A 20,498-nucleotide genomic window follows, 5' to 3' on the forward strand; every position below is an offset into this window, starting at 1 on the left:
ACAAATGTTAATTTTCTATTTTTACTCGATGGATATTATGTTATCATTCCTAATACATATATTAAGAGGTGAAGCAAATGGGGTTAGCGGCAATATACTTACGTTTATCGAGGAACGAAGAACAATTAAACATAGATGAGATTTTATTGAATCATCGAAACGCCTTAACTAAGCTTGCAAAACAGCAAAAGTTGACTTATGACATCTATCAAGAAATCTCAAGTGGAGTTAATACGGAACGACCGGAATTAAATTTATTGTTAAGCAGATTAGATGATTATGACGCTCTCCTTGTAATGGATATAGACAGAATTTCACGTGATAACGCTCATGCTGAAGAAATTAAGAAGATGTTGATTATCCACGATATTAAGATTTTGACTCCTCAAGGTGCAATTGATTTATCACAGGAAAGTAATGAAATGCTTTTCTCCTTCCAAGCAATGATGGCGAACTTTGAATATAAACAAATTCGTAAAAGATTGGGAAGGGGACGATTAGCAGCAGCCGAGCAAGGGAAATGGACAATGAGCAACAGAGTTCCACTAGGTTATAAAAAGAACGAAGAAAAACGTTTAGAAGTAGTTGAAGAGGAAGCTAAAATAATTCGATTTATTTTTCAAAAGACATTAGAACGAGTTAGTGCAAATGAAATTGCAAAACAGCTAGATATACTAGGATGGAGAAGTAGACAAGGTAAAGTTTTAACTTCGACGCACATTTCAAATATGAGAAGAAATGTTGTTTATTATGGAGTTGTAAAAGCAGGTAGGAAAGTAAATGGTAGAGTCGTTGATGAAGTGTTTGTTGAAGATGCTCATGAACCAATTGTAAGTAAGCAAATGTTTTTAGAAGTCCAAAAAATATTGGAGGAAAATACGACGGGGAATTTCTTTAATAAGTTAAAAGCGACAAGAAAGCTTCAAAATCTAATTTACTGTAATTGCTGTAAAAGGAAAAGATACATACAATGCGACGGAAATGGCGTTGATTATATAAAATCATGTATCTATAAAGTTGATAATAATAAATGTAGAGATCGTGGATACAAATATGAGCCAATTGAGCAATTTGTATTACAAAAGGTTAAAGAGAAGAAACCAGCTTTTGAACAAGAGTTGCGAATGTTGAAATCACTTGATACGACAGAGGTAGAAAAGAAACTATCAATTCAAAGGGAGTCTTTAGAGAAACAAATAAACAGATTTAATAAACGTCAACGGAATCTTAAAGAAATGCGGATGGATGGAGAAATTTCGAAAGCTGAGTTTTATGAAATGCGTGATGAAAACGAAGAACAAATCAAACAAGTTAATCAACAGATGGAGCTCATTGATATTAAACTCGAGAATTTATCTAATACAGATGAGGAACAAGCTAGATTACAAGATGCTATTAAAAAATTAGATAAATTAGAAGAGCTTAAAGCAGAATCATGTAATACGTTTTTGAAGAAATTTATAAAGAAGATATGGTTCAGTAGTAATACAGAAGCGAATCATGACACAACAAGACCAAAAGAAGACGCTACAATAGAAATTGAATGGCTATAAAATAGGGCTTCAGAATGGCTTTTAGAAGGCTTTAAGAGGCTGACTGTTGAATTTTTATGTAGGTTTAATAGGTTAAATATGGAGGTTAGAGCATGAGTGCAGAGGACATTTTAAGGCTCATCGAAGAAATGGAGAACGGTGAACGTTGGAAATTACTTGATAAGATGTATGATTTATATTTCAACAAAAGCGGACATTATGAAACGTTAGATGAAGATTATTGACCTGAATTCATTCAGGTCTTTTTTTATTTGTTCACAAATCTGTCACATTTACCACTTTAAAGAACATATGTTCGAGATATAAGAGTAATGTAAACAAAAACAATATTGGAGGTTTTATAAATGAAGAATAAATTTGAACGTGAAATTGCTGACTTAAAGCGCCGAATCAATGAAATGATTGATAACGATGAATATGATGAAGTAATTAATGCAGAGCTTGAGGATCTTGGTTTATATCAGAATGGAATTGATCCTTATAGCCCCGAGTATATATTAGAGGAAATAAAAAAGGTGCGAGAATATCAAGAGAAAATTAAAAGTATGGAGAGTTTATATGGGACAGAAGTGGTTGATGTTGTGATGGAATATGGTTGCGAACCTGAACAAGCACAGGAGTTCCTCCAATTGGAAAAGAAGTTTGGTGAGGAAATAGCGGAGAGAATGATTGAATCTGATTCTCAAATCCTTATCGACAATCGAGTGTGCTGTAGGCCTATGAATACATCAGTCTTATTAGAATTGATGAGCGATTGGACGTTAAAACCGATTGAAAACAATATGGAGGCACTAACATTTTATCTGCGCCTCGAAGAAAATACGGGTACTGACGCCGATTTTCAAGTTTATTTAAGAGGGAAAATTGATGAATTGAAAGAAAGGAAAAATCTAAGTGAAGGTGAATTTGCTAAGATAAATTTACAATCTTATGATAGATTCTATGATGAAAAAGAAAGCGATAAATATACTGAAATCCTTCTAAGAGAGGTATTTAAACGTGGTACGGAAATTAATCAAAGGCTGTTTGGTATATAAAATCTTTATTTTATAATTAAAAATAAAAGGACCATTTAGGTCCTTTTACTTTATCTTTTTCTATTATTTTGACGAGATTTTCTTGATATTTTCTTTTTATTTTTATTAGAATGTTTTTGGTTTTTAGCTCGATCTTTGTTAATATTTTTTTTCATAGACGAAGGAAAGTAATCCTGAAAAGCTCTAGGTTTAACACCTTGGTTGGCATAAAAAAATTTACGAGTTTGATAAACAATCTCTGCCAGTCCAATGCATGATCGCATTAATTCAAAACATTCAAGAACAAACTCTGTTAAATATATATTTTCAGGAGTTCCCTTTTTTTGATCGCCAGAAGGATAATAGGTTAATTTTTGAGTGATAACATCATAAGTATAACTTCTATGTCCTATTGCATTACGTATTCTATTATCAACTTTAGAAACGAAAATTCTATCGAAGCTTTCTTCACCATTAATAAATTCTAACTTTCGCCCTTTATTGCGCATTTTACTATAAGCTTCAATATCTAAAATATCTTTGTTTACATTTTCTTTCATTTTTTTAAAATCTGCTCGATGCTTTAAATTATTATATGCAACTATTAAATTTAAAATATCGCCTATATCTTCAAAGGTATCTATGTAGAAATCTTTAATATCTTCAAAATCAACAGTTGTTAATCCTAATTTTTTGATTACTTCTTCTTTGTGATTTTTTTCTGAATAAAAGTCTAATCCATAAATAGGAATAAACATGTGGAATTTATCAATAAACTTATTGATAATACCGAATAGCTTACGTTCATAATCAGCTAAATGACTTTCAAAGTGTTGTGCTATCAAAAATAATTGATTTTTTGCACTAATGTTATCCAACTCTTTGAAAATATGGTCAGAAATCCCTTTGAAATAATTGTCTGCAAAATTTTTGGTGAATATTAAATTTAAAAAATGAACTGCTCTTAATAATTCTAGCTCATTATCTGCAGGGAATTTTGTTTTATTTAATAATTTATGAATTTCTTTAGGTAAGTATGTATGATTGCCATTAAACCATAGTTCATTAATTCGTCTCAAAGTGGGCCAAGTATGTTCAATTTTATCTAGAAAATCAATGGTGTTTTGTTTGAAATTATCAATATTTCCTCCCATGGGGAATATACCATTTTTGAAAAAAGGAGAGCAAAAAGTATCCATATCTTCTGTATATGGACGCATTTTTTCAGTCAAGAGCTCTCCAGAAACTTCAATTAGATAATCGGGTTTTCCAATGCTCTCTAAAGGTATTACATTTTTTAATTTTATAGAAAATCCTGCATTTTGTTGATCTAAATATACGTTGCCGAATATTGAAATACCACAATTACCACATTTGATTCTTACTGGATAGCGATTTAACCAACCAAGCTGAACTTGTATACGAGTAATACTATTACAAACATTACATTGAAAATCATTTGTAACTATCATTTGAATCATCCTTTTAAAAACTTATTATTTCATACTACGTTTTATTATAATAGCAAATAATTATAATTTACCAGTTGTATTTCATGAAATGAAATTCTCATTTTATATACAAAGATGTATCATTATAAATTTTTAGCAGCTAGACTATCGTAATGTTCTTTTTGTCCAATCTTCGATTGTCCAAAGTAATTGCATAAAAAGTGTGCAAAAACTCGTTGGAAATGTATCAACCGCAATACTTTCGGGACTTTTTCGTAAAAAAGAATAATATAAAAAATCATTTCTTCGAGAACCTTTTAGGTTCGAGAAAAAAGACATACGTCAGTAGTGATGCTGGGAAAATAACTTTTAAAAAGTCCCTTCATTCCATTTACGTTTTGGTTATAGCAGATAGAAATATAACATAAGGAAATTAACCAAACGGAGGAATGAAAAATGACTGTTAAAGTTATTGATGCTATTTGTGGAGCAGGCAAAACAAGTTATGCAATTCAATATATGAATGAACATATGGATAAGTTGTTTATATATGTTACACCATTTTTGACAGAAGTTGAGAGAATTAAAAATCAGACTATTAAAGAATTCTTTGAACCGAATATTAAATCTGGAAACGGAAAGAAAATAAATCATGTTAAAGCTCTTGTTGAAGAAGCAGTAAATATTGTTATGACTCATGAATTATTTGCTAGGCTTGATGAAGAAACTTTATTCAATATAAAAAAAGAAGGATACGTTCTTATTATGGATGAAGTAGCAAACGTTCTTGATACAGTTAGTGATGTTGATAAAGATGACATTAGAGTAATGATTGATTCGAATCTTATTAAAATTGAGGAAGACGGGCAAATCACCTGGTTAGACCCTCTTTATCAAGGAAAGAAATTCAGTGATATAAAAATACTTAGTCTAAAGAAAAATCTGTTTCTCCATAATAATTCAATCATTTTTTGGACCATGCCTGTAAGTAACTTTAAGTCATTTAAAGATGTATATATACTAACTTATTTATTCGATGGTCAAATTCAGAAGTACTATTACGAAATGAAAAATATTAGTTATGAGAAATATTCTGTTCGAAAAAATGATGAAATGAAATATGAGCTAGTAACATATGATAGAACTCAGGAACCAAGAAGTTTAATTGGCAGTCTGCTAACTATCTATGAAGACTACCAGTCTTCTACTGGAAGAAAGAGCTCGATGAACTCAAATTACTTGAATAAGAGGAACAATCCTGAAAAAGCTTTGTCTAAAAATTGGTATGACAAAGCTGATGTTAAACAGGTTGAACAGATAAAGAAAAACTTAGTTTCTATTTTCAGAACTCAAAATCCTGTTTCTAATGATGAGCTATTTTGGACATCATTTAAAGGGCATGCTGCGTCTTTAAAAAATGTGAAATGTAAGTTAAATAAAAAGGATGATCGTTCAAAAGATAATTTCGTTCCCTTTAATACTAGAGCAACAAATGATTATGCTGATAGAAAAGCAACTGCATTTCTTCTAAATAGATTCATGAATCCAAATGAATATCAATTCTTTTCATACAGAGAAGTTGAAGTCGATGAAGAGTTGTTAGCAATATCAGATTTAATCCAATTCTTATTTAGAGGATGCATCAGAAATAATGAACAAATGTATTGCTATATTCCATCTGCAAGAATGCGACGATTATTGAAAAGGTGGATAAATTTTGAAATCTAGGAGGTATTTAAAATGTTTGTTGAAGTAGATCGTCATGGCTTTGGAGAAAGAGTTCAAATTACTAAGCCTCTTAAAGTTCCAAATCAAGTTAGACATATAACTTTGAAGCCTATTCAAAATGAAGACAATGAAGAAGTGAAAAGAATAAAAGAAAAATGGAAGGAAATGAAGGGAAGTCGTACAAAAAATGTCGGAAACATATATTAATATTAGAGAGATAAAAAGTTTCATAAATGTGAGAAAAACTGTCTAAAAATCGCTACTTGTTTATATTATAAATAGAGAGTCGTATAAGTAATAAAGCTTACTTATACAACTCTTTAATTTCCATATTAACCTCCTTTTTAATGCAAGTTAGGAAGAATCATTGTTACGTATGCAAGTAGTTCAATTAGAGATCCATTAAGCTTTTAAAGTTCCTTAATTCGAATTTTAAAAGTTTGTTGGATCTCGCTTCCTTAAAATTAAATAAAAGATTATTAGATAAAGCATTTGAAAGCATCCTTTTGAGTGTTTTATTTAGTAATTTTAGTTTAAATATTTAGGCGATACTTCGGTATCGTCTATTTTATTTTTTACAATTCACTGCTTTTAAAAGCAGTGTTAAGAACTTGAAAGGAAGTAATAAACAATGAAAATGGAACTTCGTGTTGCAGTCTCTGATTTACATACAAATACAGATGGAACAATGACAGTTTCCGGTTATGTTAATAAAACTGGCCAACTAAGTAATGTATTAGGAGTTACAAAACGATTTGTTGAGAAGATTTCTAAAGGAGCTTTCTCTCGTGCGATTCAATCGGCACAAAAAGATATTGATTTCCTTGCTGAACACAAGGGCGACTTAATTTTAGCTTCGACTCGCAACGGTTCTTTACGATTAACAGAAGATAATCAAGGCCTTTATATGGAAGCTACAATTACTCCTACATCATGGGGAAAAGATTATTACGAATTAATCAATTCTGGCATTCTCAGAAACATGTCATTTGGTTTCCGTACTATTAAAGACAGTTGGAGATCACTTGAATCTAATCTTTATGAACGAACAATTGAAGAAATGGAATTATTTGAGGTATCGGTTGTGAAAAATCCTGCGTATTCTCAATCAACAATCGCAGCTCGAGGCATCGATCTTGTTAAAGATGTTGAAATCCCGAAAGAAGTTAAAACAAACAATCAACTAAAGGAGAAGAGAGAAATGGAAAAGACGATAGTTAAATATGGTATTGAGGAACGAACACAAGAACAATTAGGACTAGAACAATTTGAGTCCTTTGTTTTAGGAAAACAAAATGGACAAGAAATAGCTGAAAATCGAAATAGTGAGGTAAGATTTAATACAACGGGAACAGCTGGTGGGGCCGTAATTCCTGAATCTGTTCACAATCAAGTAATTAAGAAAGTGGAAGAGCGTTCTCCTATTTTTGAAATGGCTCGTAAATTTCCATCAGTTGCAGGTACGTTAACGATTGCAAGGGAAGACAGCTTAGATGATGCAGGTTTTGTTGGTGAAGGAATTAATTTAAAACAATTAGCTATGGATTTTGAAACTGTTAAATTAGAACAGAAGAGAGCTGGGGCGGCTATCCGAGCTTCTAATCAGTTATTAAAGGATACTGCAATTTCAACATCAGATTATATTGCAGACCTATTATCACGTAAATTAATAAAAGCGATTGAAAAATCAATTTTAGTTGGTACCGGTGGAAATGAATTTAATGGTATAGTAAACGATACACTTGTTCCAACTGTGAAGGTAAAGAAAGTTGAAATTGATGAACTAATGGATTTGCATAATAGTATCCCTTACGATTATGCAGATGGAAATGCAGCATTTGTTATGGCACGTAAAACATATAACCAAATTGCTAAATTAAAAGATGCGTTAGGTCACTCTTATGTACAAAATGGAGTAGTAAATGGAAGACCTACAAGAACGTTATTTGGTAAAGCAATTTATATTACTGACGTTTTACCTGAATCGACACCAGTAATTTTCGCAAACTTTTATCATGCTTATGCAATAATGATTAAACAGGCTGCAAGATTACAACGAACAATTGATACTGAAAATGCTCTGGCAGGAACAACTACTTTCGTGTTGGATAGTTATATGGATGGAGCAGTCTATAATCCACAAGCTATCGCTAAATTAGTTGTTGCTTAAATTATTCGAACAACAGTAGATTATTTATTCAAAGGATCGGCATTCGCCGGTCCTTCTTTTTTTATTTTAAGCACTATTGAATGAGAGGTGGAATCATACAAATGAAAGAAATAGAATCAGTAATAAAATTTAGAGGTATACTTCGTGAAAATGATTATAGGCTATTGGTTGCACGTATAGCTACTCACTACTTAAAAGAAAAGGTGGGAAGTAAAACGGATTTACATAAAGCAGTAAACAAAGTACTAATATCACAACAGTTAGAACCAGTATCATTTAGTGTTATTCGTAATAACCTATATCCACAAAATGAAAGTAATACTTAAAGAGGTGAGATAAGCACTATCTTATATATGCGGATAAGGTGCTTATGAGAGGTGCTGTATATACATCTATAGGGTACAGCATTAAATGCGAATGTGAGGGGTTATATATAACGTTATGTATATACATCTCTATCAGAAGGTATTAGCAGATTAATAGCAGATACAAATGCAGATATAAACAGAATATAATCAGCAGTTATAACAGATATGTATGCTGATAGATAAGCAGAATGATATGCAGTGTGAACAGCATTAACAACAGCATACACATACGTAGTTACAACAGTTATAACATCAGTAAGTAAAGCAGTATCAATCAGCATTAATAGAGGATGATGTGAGCAGCAATAAGAAGCAGTAACTACAGTAGATGAAGCAACAACAACAGCAGATGCAACTACGATGATGATGCATTAATGTGTGTTGATTAATGAGGATGAAAAGGTGAGTGAAAATGTTGCTCAAACTAATGAAGGAAATGCAAAAACAAAACTCCGAAAAGTTCTCCGAAAAAAAGTCGATGAAAAAAACAAAAAAGTGTGCGGCTAAAAAAGTTTGGAAGATACCGCCTACCCCTTTAGAAAAAAACGAAAAATATCATGTAATAACGAGGGAGAGTACACTCACACACAAGGTACCAATTGGCCCAAACTCCGTTGAAATAAAAAAGATTATTCTGTACGAATAACCCTTCGAATTATTTTTTATTCTTTATCTTTTTTTTCATCTTCTCCCAACGATTGAGTGTCACGCCATTCAAGTGTAACTTTATCTCCGACTGCCATGCCTGGATAAGGTCTTATGTGAACCGTAACACCTTCACCAAATTCCTCTCGATTGCTTGGCTCATCTAGACTTGGGGTTTCTGGAAGGGCTAATCCTTCTTTTGAATCATTTTGCTTTTTATCAGACATATTCATCTTCTCCCTCTTAGTTCAATTTTAAATAGCCTCACCGATATTATTTCTTTTTTATGAAAGCTTATACCTTCTTTATCATCTAGTAGACGTTAGGTCTCTGACATTAAAGAAAACTCTCAGACTCCGTTGAAATAAAATAAAGCTCATTCTGATGAATGAACTTTATTTTTGAGCAGTCTTAACTGCTTCCATGAACTCGTAAACTTCTTTAATTAGTGGACTCTTTTGTAAATCAAGATGAAGCATAATATTCATGAATACCATAAGTTTTTCATCATCGTTTAATGCTTTGAACTCTCTGAACATCTCCGCATTGCTTTTAAGATCCATAATCTCACCCCTCCTTCTATCATACCACCATTTATTGTAAATAACCTCATATTTGTATTTGATTTCTACAAGTAACATTTTAAATTGTTTATCTCTCTAAGAATGTAATAACGCTTTAGAATGAAAAAGGGTGTTTAGATAATATGTAAAATTATATAAATTTATTGGTTTTTTTTGTATAATAATTATGAGTATATAGATTAAGGGGAATTTTTCTTATGGCAAAGACCATTAATAGAGATGCAGGAGATAAAACAAAAGGATTTAGACTACAAAGATTGAGAGCGATAAGCTTGCTATTCGACCAAATGGAAAAGAATGATGATAGAATTTCTGTATTTGCTTCTACAGAATATCTTGATGATGTTTATATAAAAAAAGTTTCTCCTGATGGAATAATTACATATACAGAAGGGGACAAAAATTACGATAACTCGAAAAAGTTTTCGTTTATGTCTAGAGAGGTAACAAATAGTTTGATAATCTTCTTAGATAATTGGTTGAATTGTGATATGAGTGATACTCTATACTATTGTTTTTATACAAATATCCAGTATACATACGAAAAAGATAATACTCCAACAATAAAAAAATTAGGAATAGAGTTACCAGAAAAGCCGATATTAGACTATTTAATAGCATATGAATTTAATAAGGAAGTAATAGAGTGTATAAAGAAACGACTGTTATATGAATATGAAGAACAATATAAAAATAAAGAGGAAAATGGCTATTTAGGAGTAATTAAAGAGTTCGAATATGCAAAATGGGTCAGTTTTTTTTCGAGAATAAGTTGGCAATTTGGCCAGTATGATGAAAAAGAATTAGAAGTAGCGTTAATAGATAAATTGGAAAAAAGGTCATTTTTAACTAATATTGATGTTTTGGGGAATGAAGATCTTATTATCAATTTACTAGAAAATAAATTTGGAGCTAATGAAAAATTTAATGATGCTATGTCCAAACATGTAACATCAGCTCATGTGGAAAACATCTTACTCAGAATAGCTAAGGATATAGTGAAAAAAGACAGTGATCCGGTTTATAGTGTATGGGAAAATTTAGAACCACCTACCGATAATAGGGGATTAAAAGATAAAATTTTCGATGTAGATAAAGACTATAAAAAAAGGAAAATAGGTTTGAAAGCAAGAGACATTGCATCTATTAAAGAAGAATTCCAGCAGCTATCTGACCAAGAACAAGGATCATATAGATATAGGATTTTTGAGGCGTGTCAAAAAAGATTAAATGAATTACTTGATAAAGAACTTCCGGTTGATGTGGATGGTTGGCTTGAAGAGTTATTTGAGGTATCAAAGAAGCACTTAGAAGATAAATCTAAAGATTATTCATACGTTATTCAGAGTGATGATGCTATACAAAAAGTCATTTTAGAGTTAATAGATAGCTGTTTTTTATCTTTTGATGAGAAAGGTTTTTACGATGGGAACATATAACGAGCAAATAAAGAAAAGAATAATGTTTACTAAGGACAGCGATTATTATTTTATTACGTATAATTCATTGTTAATATTAGATCATTTAAATTGTTATGAAGGTAAATCGAATTTTTATGATTATAGAAAATTAATATACATTTTACCTTTTATAGCCGAAAATACTCTTTTAAAGATCGTTACTAAAGAAGTTTCTTTAAAGGAAGAGGAAATAAAGATGCTAGAGGATATATATATAAATGCTAGATTGCGTGAGCCGATACTAAAATCTATTCTATTCACTCTTGAAAAAAAAGGTTATATAAAAATGGAGAAGAATAAAACTAGAAAAAGCATAGACGTACAGTTAGTTCCAAATTCGATTTCAAGTGATTTTTTGAACTCAGAAATATTTACAGTTGAGTCTAAAAACATCGCTCTTTTTAAATCGTACTATCAAAGACTAACGGTAATAAGCCTAGAAAGTTTAATTGCAAAACTTTTCAAGGAGAAAGGAGTGATTGTATGGGATATTTAAAGGTGGAGCGAGTTTTTTATGAAGGTGATAATTATTATTACGAATCACCATTATTTGAGAATGGTATAAATATTATAGAAGGTGAAAATGGAACTGGAAAGAGTACTTTTTCTAATTTACTAAGTTTCTCTCTTGGTAATTATGTAAGAGAGTTCGATAAAAGAGAAAGCAAGAAACATAATGAAATTGTTAATGATAAAAATAATTATGTCTTAACAACTGTTTCGATTGATGACAAAAAATATAAATTAAAAAGATTTTTTAATGATAATCGAATTTTTGTAGAAGAAGATGGAGAGATACAGGACTATTTAATTCACAGACCGCAAAATGATATTAAAATTTTTTCTGATTGGTTGCTCGAAAAATTAGGTATTCCAGTTGTCGAGTTTTTTCAAGGAACAGCTCAGTCTAAGTTGAATTTTTCTGATTTATTTAGATTAATTTATTATGATCAAAAGACTGTTCCTGAAAAAATTTATAAAGAAGCAAGAAATGATGGTAATTTTGTTTCGGACTCAGAATTTATGAGGAAAGTTATATTTCAAATGCTAATGGGTCATGAGTTTTCTGAGTATTATCGATTAATTGGGAAGCTCAATAAGGATAAAAGAACTAAGAGCAAATTAAAAGCGAGAGAAGACGGATTTGTTGATATTGCTAAGGAATTTGGTTATGGGGAATTACGTAATGAAACTTTAGAAGAAATAAAAAGTTTAATAGATGAAAAAAAATTACAACTCCAAAGATTGGAAATTTATGAAGGGAATTTGCTTAAGGTAGATGAAAATCCTTCTGAAAGTATCTCTAAAGTAAGAAACTACAAAAAGGAATTAATCGAAATAGAACTTAAAATCGAAAATGCCTTAAATAAAATAAATAGGTTGTATAAAGAAATACATAATATAAAAATATTAAAAGAAAATACTATGTTGGAAGTTACACAAATAAAGAAAATTATTCTAACTCATGAAGAACTAAATCTGTTTTCACCAGATACATGCCCTTATTGTGTAAATAAAGTCACAAGAGCAGAGGGACACTGTATATGTGGAAGAGAAGTATCCGAAAATGAATATGAAAAATTTTTTTATTCCACTGATGAATATCTAACTATACTAAAATCAAAGCAAAAATCTGTTGAAACCTTAGATATTGCAATCCAATCATGTGATGATGAATTTTCTATACTTCATGAAGAGCTTGAGAACCTTAAAAAACAAAAACAAAATAAGTTGAAGCTGATTAATGAAAGTAAAAAAGATGCTGAGAGAAATACAAATGTTGCTGTTATAAAAGAGGTACAGCAGAAAAAATTCAAGCTTAAGGAAGAGATTACATCCTTGCAACAAAACTATAAAGTAAAGAAGAATTTTGATGATATTAGTAAGTTGCTTATAGCAGTAAACAATTCGATAGCAGCAACAAGCGCTAAGTTAATAAAGAAAGAAAACGATGCACAAAAGGAAATAAAGATTCAAATCGAAAAATTTAATGAGATTTATAATAGTTTATTAGTAGATATAAAGGAAGATATTTATAAGGCTAGAATAGATGAAGAAAATTACATGCCAATTATAAATGAAGGAGAATATAAAGAGGCAAGTGTTGATGTTCCTATTAGACTAATGTATTTTCTAACATTATTAAAAATGTCAATAAATAATTCAAAGGTTCCTTTTCCAAGGTTTTTATTAATAGATACCCCTGAAAATTTAGGGATAGATAAAGATAATTTAGAAAAATCAATGGAGAAGTTTACAACTGCGGAAGAAGAGCCAGAAAAAAATAATTACCAAATTATTTTAACGACCGGAATTGATAAATATCCTGAGGAATTCTCTGTATTTAAGAGAGGGAGATCTTTATATAGAAGTCAGAAACTCTTGTCAAAAAAACAGTAGTTAATAAAATATCAATTTTATTATTTATTTTTATCACCTCGATATTAGAAAATCGAGGTGATTTTTTTATTACATATAAATGTAAATAAACTCTTATAAAAGTTTGAATGTTGAAGAATACGTACTAATGGTTTGAAAAGGAAATCTAAAATTTAATTTCCATAAAAAGGAATTTTTGATATAATATAATCATAGCGATATATTAAAATTTAAAAGGAGAAGTGAGTATGAAAAAGAAAATATTTATTTGGTTAGGATCAATCGTAGGGTTAGTTGTTCTTACAATTGGCATAACTCTCGGACTAATACATTTTGCAACCAAATCCGCAGACAAGAAAACAAGTGCTGAAGTAGAAACGAGCAAATATAAAGAAGCTCCGAAGGAGGAAGAAGAATCAATCACCGCCCAAATTGATGGTGTTTTCATGAATCTTCCTATTACTGAAAGTTCTAGCGAAGAAGAGGTTCTTACAGCAATGCACCATATGAGTCACCAAAAAGTAATCGCTCAAAAGAAATGGGGAGTTATCCCAATGTCTAGAAAGAATGCAGAGAAAGTACGAGACATCTTAAATAACAGTAACTTTGAAAAGAAAGCAGAGCTTTTAGCAATTGCTGAAAGGTGGGTTAAAGGAGACTACAGCCAAATCGTACTTGATCATAACTACTTCTGGTCTACTCAGGGTGGTACTGTTGGTAAAGCTACTGGAGTTTTAGATTTAGCATCCGAGAAAGAATTCGTTTCAAATAACTTCGGTGAAGAAATCTTAGCACAATTAGTTAAGCAAGGCGATTTAATAAAATAAAGCTACATAATAAAAGGCTATGAAGAAGCTTCCCTTTAGGGAGGCTTTTTTATTTTTTTTAGTTTTTGATTTACACTTTTCATTCTCTCGATAAAAAAACGATAGGGACATAGAACACAGACAAAACGTCTCGCATATCATATCGGCAGAGGTGAGAGGCATCATGAATTTTAAATACAAAGAAATTGGAAAGTTTGATGCTCGTAAAGCAGCAAAAGCCCTCCTTGAATTGGCACAAGAAATAAAACTAGAAGATGAAAAAGAACGTAAAAATGAAGATAAAAATGATAATGAGAAAGCAAGTTAAACCCGTACATATTCAGTGTGTACGGGTTTTTCTTTCTGATTTATAATTATATAAAGGAGTGATACACATGAAGGTGAACGAATATTCCGTTGATTTAGAGGATATAAAGAAGATGTTGGAACTTTACACAAAATTAAAGGATACGGATATTTTCAAGGAGTTTTACGAAGAAGAACTTAAGCCAATAAAAATAGAAAGATTACAAATATGAAGGTTTTAGATGGAGTTTATGTATACGAAGTCAATAATCACGATGGATTTTACGTAGAGCAAACATTGCAGCACGTTACAGAACAAGATATGAAAAAGGGCGATACGGAGTGGATTGAATTAAATTATAATTTCACGTTTGGTGATCTTGTGCAAGTAACTGGATATGATAAAGATGTTTTCCGTGTTGTTGGTTTTCGTACAGAAGTATGGAGATATAAGAATGACGCATGGGAAGATACAATTTATGAATTGTCACGGATTACGGATGGTGAATGGTTAGAAGCGGATGAGTCAGATTTAACGTTACTTGCGAATGCTCAAACGGCAAATGCAATTTTGAAGAAACTGAAACAAGATAAAGCAGGTATGAATAAATTAGATTTAGGTAAGTTAAAGTCAATTAACAACTCGAAAAAAGTGAGTGTTAAGACGAATCGTCAAGAAATCATTGATGGATTACTTGATATTTATAACGATTATCAATTATTGTTCGATACATTTAAAGATGAAGAATATAAAATTGTAATGGATGTTGTTCATAATTATTTAGTTAAATTGACAGAGAAAAAATAGTTAACTAGAAAGAGAGAATAAATTGAACAACAACATATGCAGTATAAGGTATGCCTACAACTATTAAAAAAATAAAAAGCCACTTTATAAGAGAGTCTGCCCATTGATCTTCATGCATGAACTCTTCTTTTGTTTGTCCTACTTCATATTGATTTTCCATTATTATTTCCCCCTTTGAATAGCTTGTACTACAATCGTATGCATCTCGTCCAAAGCTTATGACCTATAAAAAAATAAAATCTATTTTTCTAATCTCATATACATAATTTTGAGATTTTTTCATAAAACAGAAATAAAGGAGTGATGCTCATGAAGGAAATTGAAGTCGTGATTGATACGGAAGAGATTGCGGAGTTTTTTTATGAGCAACTAATTGAAAGAGGGTACGTCCCGAAACGAGAAGAAATTGAAGATCTCGCAGATATTACATTTGAGTATTTATTAGAGAAATGCATGATTGATGAAGTTTTTGATGAAGAGGATGAATGAAAGTAACGACGGGCATAACTCGTCGTTTTTTACTCTTTACAAACCTGTCACAAATATAGTCAATAATTATTGGTATAATGAAAAGGAAATTTTACTCAAGAGGTGAAGGGATGTTCAAAAAAATTATTGATTCTTTATTAGGAAAGAAAAAATATCGTTCGTATTCAAGTAGTGATTATCGTCGTAGAGGGCGCTCGTATTCAAGTAGCGACTATAAACGACGTTCATCTGGTTATGGACATCAACATTATAAAAGAAAACGTAAAAGCCGTAGCTTCTTTTCAAGTAGCTGATGAAATGGCGTCGTGTACTAGCATTATTTGATAGACCACTGCGAAAAAATACAATTGTTGCAGAACGTTATAAAATTGAATCAGTAATTGGAATGGGCAGTTATGGGGTTACATATGTCGTTAATGATTTACAAATAAATAGATATAAAGTCTTAAAACAATTAAGACAAAGTAAACAAAGATATGAGTCTGGTAGAAAATCATTTGAACAAGAGAAAATGATTTTACAAACATTGAATCATCATGCAATTCCTAGTCTATATGATCATTTCATATGGGAGAAAAAGAGCTTCTTTGTAATGGAGTACATGCCTGGTAAAAATTTTGAAGATTATATTTTCATAGATGGGTATGTATATACAGAACGTGAAGTTTTTGAGATTTTATATGAAATATTAGAAATTGTATCGGTGTTTCATAGTGAAGGCATTATTCATCGAGATTTACGCATTCCAAACATACTAATGAAAGAAAATCAAATTAGTATTATTGATTTTGGATTGGCTAAATGGAAAGGTGAGGATGATGAGCGAGCTACAACTTACGAAGGTGAACAAGCTTTGATGCGAGAAGTTCACTTTCGTAGCGACTTTTATGCGCTCGGTCATTTCTCATTATTTTTATTATATGCAGGATATGAATCTAATGAAAAAAAGGAAAAACCATGGTACGAAGAATTAACTTTGGAAAATTATAATCGCGAAATGCTTATGCGAATGTTACAAATAAAAACGCCGTACTATGAGAATGTACAAGATTTAAAACAAGATGTAGCTTCTGCTTTAGAGAGGATGGAGACTCCATGTTTCAAAAGTTTTTAGCAAGCGTTGGTATTGGAAGTGCAAAGGTAGATACTGTTCTTGAAAAAGATGAGTATATTGTTGGGGAAGAAATAGTTGGAAAGGTTCATATAACTGGAGGTTCAGTTAGCCAACAAATTGAAAGCATTTACTTAACATTATCGACGTCGTATGTACGAGAAGTGGATGATAAAAAAGTAACAGCAACATATGATTTAGAGCGAGTACGCTTAACAGAACCTTTTTCTGTAGAACCGAATGAAAAAGTTGAAATTCCATTTTCTTTTCCAATGCCAATTGAAGCACCACTTACACTTGGTATGAAAACGGTTTGGATTCATACAGGTCTTGATATTAAACGTAGTATAGACCCAAGTGACCGCGACTACGTTCAAGTGTTACCCAATGCATTATTAAGTAGTGTTTTAGATAGTGTAAATGAATTAGGGTTTAAAGCACGTCATATAGAATGTGAAGAATTACCGCATCGATTACGTAAGCAAGTTCCATTCGCACAAGAATTTGAGTTTATTCCGGTTTCTGGAGAGCATTATGGGAAATTAGATGAATTAGAATTATTAATCTTGCCACGTGCATACGACCGACTAGAAATTATTATGGAAGTAGATAGAAAATCCCGTGGTTTAGCTGGATTATTCGCTGAGGCGCTTGATCTTGATGAGAAGGTGATTCGTTTTACCGTAACAAGAGAAGATATCCCTGAGATGAAGCAAAAAATTAATAATTATATTTTTTAATAAACTATGCATAAAAAAGAAATGGAGAGGAAAACTAAAACAACCGCTCCATTTTTTTGCATAGTGAGGTTATGTATGTGAAACGATATCGACATTTATACTTGCTAAGTTTTACGTTACTCATTTGTTTTGTCGTATTATCACTTTCGTATCATACCGCTTGTATTGAGAATTTTGACAATATAGTCGCACATTTTATTCAAAGCTTTCGAAACGATTATTTGACGACCTATTTTACTTGGGTGTCTTTTATCGGTTCAAAAAGAATATATTTTCCATTACTCATTATTCTTGTAATGTATTTTCTCGTTAGAAAAAAGTTGCTTAGTGCGTTACTTCTAACAATTAATTACTACGGATCTCGTTATTTAAACAGTATGCTTAAACTATGGTACGAACGAGCAAGACCTGATGTCACGCAGCTTGTTACTGCAACTGGATATAGTTTTCCGAGCGGTCATACGATGAATGCTACTGCTTTTTTAGGATTTATTGCATACGTCACAATTACTGAAGATCGTATTTCATTGCATAAAAAATTATTAATTATTCTTATAGCAAGCTTTGTTGTATTATCTATTTCAGTTAGCCGAATATATCTTGGCGTGCACTATCCATCTGACGTATTAGCAGGATGGGCAGCTGGCGGTAGCTGGCTCGTTTTATGTGTTATATTTCATAAAACGTTCATAAAAAAAGAACCTATGTCATAATAGGTTCTTTTTTCATTGGCTCAACATGAATGTGTGCATGGTAAATTCCAAACTTTTTGCGAAGCATAGCCTCGATATTGTCAGTAATACAGTGACTTTCTCCAACATCCATACGAGCATCTACTTCAATTGTAATATCAACGTACGTTTGATTCCCGTACATACGAGCTCGAATATCTACAATGTTTTCCACACCGCCAATATGCTCAATAGCATCAGCGTATTCCTCCATTTTATCAGGATCAATTCCATCTGTTAGCATATGAGAAGATTCTACGAAAATCTCCCATGCAGTTTTACAAATAATAAGACCGACAATTAAAGCGGCAATAGGGTCTAAAATAGGCATTTGGAACTGAGAACCGACAATACCTACTACAGTACCAATACTTACGAGTGCATCTGATAAATTATCCTTTGCAGCGGCTTCTAATGATTTACTTTTTGTTCGTGCTGCAATTTTTTTCGTATACAAATACACGCAGTACATAACGACAGCAGAAAATAAAGCAACCCATGCAGCGAGTACATTAGGTGCTGCTTGTTTCGGATTTAAGAAAGATTGAATGGCACTAATAACAACTTCTAATCCGACTGTTGCCATAATGAAGGACGCAACAAGTGATGCGATTTGTTCGGCCCGCGAATGCCCATACGGATGATCTGGGTCACGAGGTTTACGAGATATTTTTAGACCAATTAATATCGCTAAAGAAGCACCGATATCCGTTAAGTTATTTAAACCGTCAGCACGTAATGCACTAGAGAGGGTAATATAACTGATGATGATTTTCATAGAGGATAAAAATATGTAGGCCATAATGCTGACAATAGCACCTTTATCAGCTTCTTTATGAGAAAGAGTATCCATTTTAATCACTCACCTTTCTTTAAAGGAATTCTTTCTATAAATAGAGTATCAAACGAAAGTCGTGTGGGTCTATACAAACATTGTTGACGTTTTATAGCTTTTTAAGAAGGGGATAACAAAGTTTCGTGAAGGAAAAATATGTTGAAAAGTACAAAGTCAGGGTGTAAACCGAATTGGAGTTTATTTACTAAAGAGATAGGAGGGTAGATGGATGAAGAAACGAATACTTTTCTTACTATGTATTATTCTTATCATGACAAGGCGTAATTCATTAAACGATGAAAAACGTCAAAAGATAAGTGTGAAAATAGATGAAAGCCCTCTGAAAAATATTTTCCAGAGGGCTTTTATTTTAGTATGCTTCTAAAAACTCAGTAACTTGCTCTTCAGTTTTTGCGTTAGCACTATGTAAGTGGCCTAACTTCTCACCATTTTGGTATACAAGTAAACTTGGAATACCCATTACTTGATACTCTTCAGCGATACTTGGAAACTCATCTTTATTAATAGAATACCATTCAAATTTATTGAACTCTTCCATTACATCTCCGATAAAGTTGTCCATACGTACGCAATCTGGGCACCATGTAGTAAAGAACTTAACAACTACTGGCTCCTCGCTTGCGATGATGTCTTTGAATTCTTGTTCTGTTTTAATTTCTTTCATAAGTAAAACTCCTTTCAATATCACACGAATTCATATGCAAAATTCGTATTTGCAAACATGTTGCAAACTTATTATTTGTTTTTTAGTTTTGTAGTTCGTTCACTCTTATAAAATTGTATGTAATATGACTGCGCTACTAAGTGTGAAAATAACGAAACCTCACTTTTCTTTATAAGCTTTTTCCAGGATTGTGTCAAACTTTTGAATTTTATACAGAAATTAAAGAAGCCCACACTTTGATTGAGTATGGGCAGAGGGACTAAAATTAATCGCTTATTAATTTCGAATAGATATTTAAATCGATAAGCTTTCCAGCTGATTTTTCGCTCTTTCTCAGAGTACCTTCTAGATTAATTAACTTTTATTATACAAGAAAATTACTACATTGAACAAAGGCGTTAATTGGAGGTAACGAAATGACAAACTCATCAATTGAATATTGCGTTCAGTGTGATTAAGAAAGTGGTGTATAAAGATGGGACGAGAGGAGAGTTACTTCCAAACTAAAAAAAGAGTAGATAATTTAAAAACATTTTACATTCATTTAACCATCTACATACTAGTCAATCTGATGCTTTTTTACTTTTTAAGTAGTGAATTAGCTATTTTTTATTCTATAAAGAAATAACTCCG

The 20,498-nt window shown here is 31.5% G+C and carries 27 protein-coding genes and 2 pseudogenes; 22 read left to right on the forward strand and 7 right to left on the reverse strand.

Annotation, left to right across the window (positions count from 1 at the left end; genetic code table 11):
* Nucleotides 1-77: 77 nt before the first annotated feature.
* From ACTJJY_RS14675 to ACTJJY_RS14685, 3 genes are all read left to right on the forward strand, one after another.
* Complete coding sequence (locus ACTJJY_RS14675; protein WP_440605813.1) at nt 78-1,553, forward strand: recombinase family protein; 1,476 nt, start codon at nt 78-80, stop codon at nt 1,551-1,553.
* 92 nt (nt 1,554-1,645) lie between these two features.
* Nucleotides 1,646-1,777 carry a hypothetical protein gene (locus tag ACTJJY_RS14680; RefSeq protein WP_440605814.1) on the forward strand — a complete coding sequence of 44 codons (132 nt, stop codon included), beginning with the start codon at nt 1,646-1,648 and terminating at the stop codon, nt 1,775-1,777.
* 120 nt (nt 1,778-1,897) lie between these two features.
* Nucleotides 1,898-2,590 carry a hypothetical protein gene (locus ACTJJY_RS14685; RefSeq protein WP_440605815.1) on the forward strand — a complete coding sequence of 231 codons (693 nt, stop codon included), beginning with the start codon at nt 1,898-1,900 and terminating at the stop codon, nt 2,588-2,590.
* Between the two features lie 50 nt (nt 2,591-2,640).
* Here ACTJJY_RS14685 and ACTJJY_RS14690 read toward each other — a convergent pair whose 3' ends face one another.
* Nucleotides 2,641-4,041 (reverse strand): metal-binding protein, encoded by a 1,401-nt coding sequence (locus tag ACTJJY_RS14690; RefSeq protein ID WP_440605816.1) that lies wholly within the window; start codon nt 4,039-4,041, stop codon nt 2,641-2,643.
* Between the two features lie 435 nt (nt 4,042-4,476).
* On the opposite strand from ACTJJY_RS14690, the gene ACTJJY_RS14695 reads away from it, so the two are divergent.
* The 5 genes from ACTJJY_RS14695 to ACTJJY_RS14715 all read left to right on the forward strand — a co-directional run bounded on the left by ACTJJY_RS14695 (nt 4,477) and on the right by ACTJJY_RS14715 (nt 8,793).
* Nucleotides 4,477-5,748: a DEAD/DEAH box helicase family protein gene (locus tag ACTJJY_RS14695; protein WP_440605817.1), complete on the forward strand. Its 1,272-nt coding sequence runs from the start codon at nt 4,477-4,479 to the stop codon at nt 5,746-5,748.
* A gap of 12 nt (nt 5,749-5,760) precedes the next feature.
* On the forward strand, nt 5,761-5,955 hold the full coding sequence (locus ACTJJY_RS14700) for a hypothetical protein (protein ID WP_440605818.1): 195 nt from the start codon (nt 5,761-5,763) through the stop codon (nt 5,953-5,955).
* Between the two features lie 424 nt (nt 5,956-6,379).
* Nucleotides 6,380-7,918, forward strand: coding sequence for a phage major capsid protein (locus ACTJJY_RS14705; RefSeq protein ID WP_440605819.1), 1,539 nt, complete (start codon nt 6,380-6,382; stop codon nt 7,916-7,918).
* 101 nt (nt 7,919-8,019) lie between these two features.
* Nucleotides 8,020-8,244, forward strand: coding sequence for a hypothetical protein (locus ACTJJY_RS14710; RefSeq protein WP_440605820.1), 225 nt, complete (start codon nt 8,020-8,022; stop codon nt 8,242-8,244).
* A 423-nt stretch (nt 8,245-8,667) separates the two neighbouring features.
* Complete coding sequence (locus ACTJJY_RS14715; RefSeq protein WP_440605821.1) at nt 8,668-8,793, forward strand: hypothetical protein; 126 nt, start codon at nt 8,668-8,670, stop codon at nt 8,791-8,793.
* A gap of 155 nt (nt 8,794-8,948) precedes the next feature.
* Here ACTJJY_RS14715 and ACTJJY_RS14720 read toward each other — a convergent pair whose 3' ends face one another.
* On the reverse strand, nt 8,949-9,158 hold the full coding sequence (locus tag ACTJJY_RS14720) for a hypothetical protein (protein WP_440605822.1): 210 nt from the start codon (nt 9,156-9,158) through the stop codon (nt 8,949-8,951).
* Between the two features lie 168 nt (nt 9,159-9,326).
* Nucleotides 9,327-9,494 (reverse strand): hypothetical protein, encoded by a 168-nt coding sequence (locus tag ACTJJY_RS14725; protein WP_215552357.1) that lies wholly within the window; start codon nt 9,492-9,494, stop codon nt 9,327-9,329.
* Between the two features lie 218 nt (nt 9,495-9,712).
* On the opposite strand from ACTJJY_RS14725, the gene ACTJJY_RS14730 reads away from it, so the two are divergent.
* From ACTJJY_RS14730 to ACTJJY_RS14760, 7 genes are all read left to right on the forward strand, one after another.
* A complete protein-coding gene (locus ACTJJY_RS14730) occupies nt 9,713-10,954 on the forward strand; it encodes a hypothetical protein (protein ID WP_440605823.1) in 1,242 nt (413 codons plus the stop codon).
* Nucleotides 10,941-11,471, forward strand: a complete 531-nt coding sequence (locus tag ACTJJY_RS14735) for a hypothetical protein (RefSeq protein WP_440605824.1) — start codon at nt 10,941-10,943, stop codon at nt 11,469-11,471. The genes ACTJJY_RS14730 and ACTJJY_RS14735 overlap by 14 nt, the downstream gene beginning before the upstream one ends.
* The gene (locus ACTJJY_RS14740) at nt 11,459-13,375 is read left to right on the forward strand and encodes a hypothetical protein (RefSeq protein WP_440605825.1); all 1,917 of its coding nucleotides are present in this window, start codon (nt 11,459-11,461) and stop codon (nt 13,373-13,375) included. The genes ACTJJY_RS14735 and ACTJJY_RS14740 overlap by 13 nt, the downstream gene beginning before the upstream one ends.
* 227 nt (nt 13,376-13,602) lie before the next feature.
* Nucleotides 13,603-14,181 carry a PRK06770 family protein gene (locus ACTJJY_RS14745; protein ID WP_098251731.1) on the forward strand — a complete coding sequence of 193 codons (579 nt, stop codon included), beginning with the start codon at nt 13,603-13,605 and terminating at the stop codon, nt 14,179-14,181.
* A 163-nt stretch (nt 14,182-14,344) separates the two neighbouring features.
* Complete coding sequence (locus tag ACTJJY_RS14750) at nt 14,345-14,488, forward strand: hypothetical protein (protein ID WP_166704310.1); 144 nt, start codon at nt 14,345-14,347, stop codon at nt 14,486-14,488.
* Between the two features lie 67 nt (nt 14,489-14,555).
* Nucleotides 14,556-14,699: a hypothetical protein gene (locus ACTJJY_RS14755; protein ID WP_440605826.1), complete on the forward strand. Its 144-nt coding sequence runs from the start codon at nt 14,556-14,558 to the stop codon at nt 14,697-14,699.
* The gene (locus ACTJJY_RS14760) at nt 14,696-15,274 is read left to right on the forward strand and encodes a hypothetical protein (RefSeq protein ID WP_440605827.1); all 579 of its coding nucleotides are present in this window, start codon (nt 14,696-14,698) and stop codon (nt 15,272-15,274) included. Before ACTJJY_RS14755 ends, ACTJJY_RS14760 begins: the two co-directional genes overlap by 4 nt.
* 4 nt (nt 15,275-15,278) lie before the next feature.
* On the opposite strand, the gene ACTJJY_RS14765 is transcribed toward ACTJJY_RS14760, so the two are convergent.
* Nucleotides 15,279-15,434, reverse strand: a complete 156-nt coding sequence (locus ACTJJY_RS14765; protein WP_000431486.1) for a DUF3930 family protein — start codon at nt 15,432-15,434, stop codon at nt 15,279-15,281.
* 149 nt (nt 15,435-15,583) lie between these two features.
* On the opposite strand from ACTJJY_RS14765, the gene ACTJJY_RS14770 reads away from it, so the two are divergent.
* The 5 genes from ACTJJY_RS14770 (at nt 15,584) to ACTJJY_RS14790 (ending at nt 18,327) form a co-directional block, all read left to right on the forward strand.
* Nucleotides 15,584-15,763, forward strand: coding sequence for a YozD family protein (locus tag ACTJJY_RS14770; protein ID WP_000658451.1), 180 nt, complete (start codon nt 15,584-15,586; stop codon nt 15,761-15,763).
* Nucleotides 15,764-15,873: 110 nt separating this feature from the next.
* Nucleotides 15,874-16,056 (forward strand): hypothetical protein, encoded by a 183-nt coding sequence (locus ACTJJY_RS14775; RefSeq protein WP_000473371.1) that lies wholly within the window; start codon nt 15,874-15,876, stop codon nt 16,054-16,056.
* A complete protein-coding gene (locus ACTJJY_RS14780; RefSeq protein ID WP_000872057.1) occupies nt 16,056-16,877 on the forward strand; it encodes a serine/threonine protein kinase in 822 nt (273 codons plus the stop codon). The genes ACTJJY_RS14775 and ACTJJY_RS14780 overlap by 1 nt, the downstream gene beginning before the upstream one ends.
* A complete protein-coding gene (locus tag ACTJJY_RS14785; protein WP_000486625.1) occupies nt 16,859-17,614 on the forward strand; it encodes a sporulation protein in 756 nt (251 codons plus the stop codon). The genes ACTJJY_RS14780 and ACTJJY_RS14785 overlap by 19 nt, the downstream gene beginning before the upstream one ends.
* Nucleotides 17,615-17,691: 77 nt before the next feature.
* Entirely contained in the window at nt 17,692-18,327 is a 636-nt protein-coding gene (locus ACTJJY_RS14790; protein ID WP_000833369.1) for a phosphatase PAP2 family protein, read from the forward strand.
* Here the strand turns inward: ACTJJY_RS14790 and ACTJJY_RS14795 are convergent.
* On the reverse strand, nt 18,317-19,198 hold the full coding sequence (locus tag ACTJJY_RS14795) for a cation diffusion facilitator family transporter (protein WP_000380385.1): 882 nt from the start codon (nt 19,196-19,198) through the stop codon (nt 18,317-18,319). The two genes, ACTJJY_RS14790 and ACTJJY_RS14795, sit on opposite strands and share 11 nt — an antisense overlap.
* Nucleotides 19,199-19,409: 211 nt before the next feature.
* On the opposite strand from ACTJJY_RS14795, the gene ACTJJY_RS14800 reads away from it, so the two are divergent.
* Nucleotides 19,410-19,565, forward strand: a complete 156-nt coding sequence (locus tag ACTJJY_RS14800; protein WP_440605828.1) for a hypothetical protein — start codon at nt 19,410-19,412, stop codon at nt 19,563-19,565.
* On the opposite strand, the gene ACTJJY_RS14805 is transcribed toward ACTJJY_RS14800, so the two are convergent.
* Both ACTJJY_RS14805 and ACTJJY_RS14810 read right to left on the reverse strand, forming a co-directional pair.
* Entirely contained in the window at nt 19,551-19,865 is a 315-nt protein-coding gene (locus ACTJJY_RS14805) for a thioredoxin family protein (RefSeq protein ID WP_000658787.1), read from the reverse strand. The two genes, ACTJJY_RS14800 and ACTJJY_RS14805, sit on opposite strands and share 15 nt — an antisense overlap.
* 265 nt (nt 19,866-20,130) lie before the next feature.
* A pseudogene (locus tag ACTJJY_RS14810) lies at nt 20,131-20,211 on the reverse strand (GNAT family N-acetyltransferase); the annotation flags it as partial.
* A gap of 129 nt (nt 20,212-20,340) precedes the next feature.
* Here ACTJJY_RS14810 and ACTJJY_RS14815 point away from each other — a divergent pair.
* Nucleotides 20,341-20,445 (forward strand): annotated as a pseudogene (locus ACTJJY_RS14815) (2TM domain-containing protein); the annotation flags it as partial.
* Nucleotides 20,446-20,498 lie beyond the last annotated feature (53 nt).

The sequence above is a fragment of the Bacillus sp. 22475 genome, assembly GCF_052044835.1.
In the GTDB taxonomy this organism is placed as follows: Bacteria; Bacillota; Bacilli; order Bacillales; family Bacillaceae_G; genus Bacillus_A; species Bacillus_A cereus.

What these genes read in the sequence shown, in the direction of transcription:
- ACTJJY_RS14730 (WP_440605823.1), top strand. Translation starts at nt 9,713, where the DNA reads ATGGCAAAGACCATTAATAGAGATGCAGGAGATAAAACAAAAGGATTT.
- ACTJJY_RS14760 (WP_440605827.1), top strand. Translation starts at nt 14,696, where the DNA reads ATGAAGGTTTTAGATGGAGTTTATGTATACGAAGTCAATAATCACGAT.
- ACTJJY_RS14725 (WP_215552357.1), bottom strand. Translation starts at nt 9,494, where the DNA reads ATGGATCTTAAAAGCAATGCGGAGATGTTCAGAGAGTTCAAAGCATTA.
- ACTJJY_RS14780 (WP_000872057.1), top strand. Translation starts at nt 16,056, where the DNA reads ATGAAATGGCGTCGTGTACTAGCATTATTTGATAGACCACTGCGAAAA.
- ACTJJY_RS14795 (WP_000380385.1), bottom strand. Translation starts at nt 19,198, where the DNA reads ATGGATACTCTTTCTCATAAAGAAGCTGATAAAGGTGCTATTGTCAGC.
- ACTJJY_RS14720 (WP_440605822.1), bottom strand. Translation starts at nt 9,158, where the DNA reads ATGTCTGATAAAAAGCAAAATGATTCAAAAGAAGGATTAGCCCTTCCA.
- ACTJJY_RS14685 (WP_440605815.1), top strand. Translation starts at nt 1,898, where the DNA reads ATGAAGAATAAATTTGAACGTGAAATTGCTGACTTAAAGCGCCGAATC.
- ACTJJY_RS14705 (WP_440605819.1), top strand. Translation starts at nt 6,380, where the DNA reads ATGAAAATGGAACTTCGTGTTGCAGTCTCTGATTTACATACAAATACA.
- ACTJJY_RS14750 (WP_166704310.1), top strand. Translation starts at nt 14,345, where the DNA reads ATGAATTTTAAATACAAAGAAATTGGAAAGTTTGATGCTCGTAAAGCA.
- ACTJJY_RS14695 (WP_440605817.1), top strand. Translation starts at nt 4,477, where the DNA reads ATGACTGTTAAAGTTATTGATGCTATTTGTGGAGCAGGCAAAACAAGT.
- ACTJJY_RS14680 (WP_440605814.1), top strand. Translation starts at nt 1,646, where the DNA reads ATGAGTGCAGAGGACATTTTAAGGCTCATCGAAGAAATGGAGAACGGT.
- ACTJJY_RS14690 (WP_440605816.1), bottom strand. Translation starts at nt 4,041, where the DNA reads ATGATAGTTACAAATGATTTTCAATGTAATGTTTGTAATAGTATTACT.
- ACTJJY_RS14800 (WP_440605828.1), top strand. Translation starts at nt 19,410, where the DNA reads ATGAAGAAACGAATACTTTTCTTACTATGTATTATTCTTATCATGACA.
- ACTJJY_RS14745 (WP_098251731.1), top strand. Translation starts at nt 13,603, where the DNA reads ATGAAAAAGAAAATATTTATTTGGTTAGGATCAATCGTAGGGTTAGTT.
- ACTJJY_RS14785 (WP_000486625.1), top strand. Translation starts at nt 16,859, where the DNA reads ATGTTTCAAAAGTTTTTAGCAAGCGTTGGTATTGGAAGTGCAAAGGTA.
- ACTJJY_RS14755 (WP_440605826.1), top strand. Translation starts at nt 14,556, where the DNA reads ATGAAGGTGAACGAATATTCCGTTGATTTAGAGGATATAAAGAAGATG.
- ACTJJY_RS14805 (WP_000658787.1), bottom strand. Translation starts at nt 19,865, where the DNA reads ATGAAAGAAATTAAAACAGAACAAGAATTCAAAGACATCATCGCAAGC.
- ACTJJY_RS14770 (WP_000658451.1), top strand. Translation starts at nt 15,584, where the DNA reads ATGAAGGAAATTGAAGTCGTGATTGATACGGAAGAGATTGCGGAGTTT.
- ACTJJY_RS14740 (WP_440605825.1), top strand. Translation starts at nt 11,459, where the DNA reads ATGGGATATTTAAAGGTGGAGCGAGTTTTTTATGAAGGTGATAATTAT.
- ACTJJY_RS14675 (WP_440605813.1), top strand. Translation starts at nt 78, where the DNA reads ATGGGGTTAGCGGCAATATACTTACGTTTATCGAGGAACGAAGAACAA.
- ACTJJY_RS14775 (WP_000473371.1), top strand. Translation starts at nt 15,874, where the DNA reads ATGTTCAAAAAAATTATTGATTCTTTATTAGGAAAGAAAAAATATCGT.
- ACTJJY_RS14765 (WP_000431486.1), bottom strand. Translation starts at nt 15,434, where the DNA reads ATGGAAAATCAATATGAAGTAGGACAAACAAAAGAAGAGTTCATGCAT.
- ACTJJY_RS14735 (WP_440605824.1), top strand. Translation starts at nt 10,941, where the DNA reads ATGGGAACATATAACGAGCAAATAAAGAAAAGAATAATGTTTACTAAG.
- ACTJJY_RS14700 (WP_440605818.1), top strand. Translation starts at nt 5,761, where the DNA reads ATGTTTGTTGAAGTAGATCGTCATGGCTTTGGAGAAAGAGTTCAAATT.
- ACTJJY_RS14710 (WP_440605820.1), top strand. Translation starts at nt 8,020, where the DNA reads ATGAAAGAAATAGAATCAGTAATAAAATTTAGAGGTATACTTCGTGAA.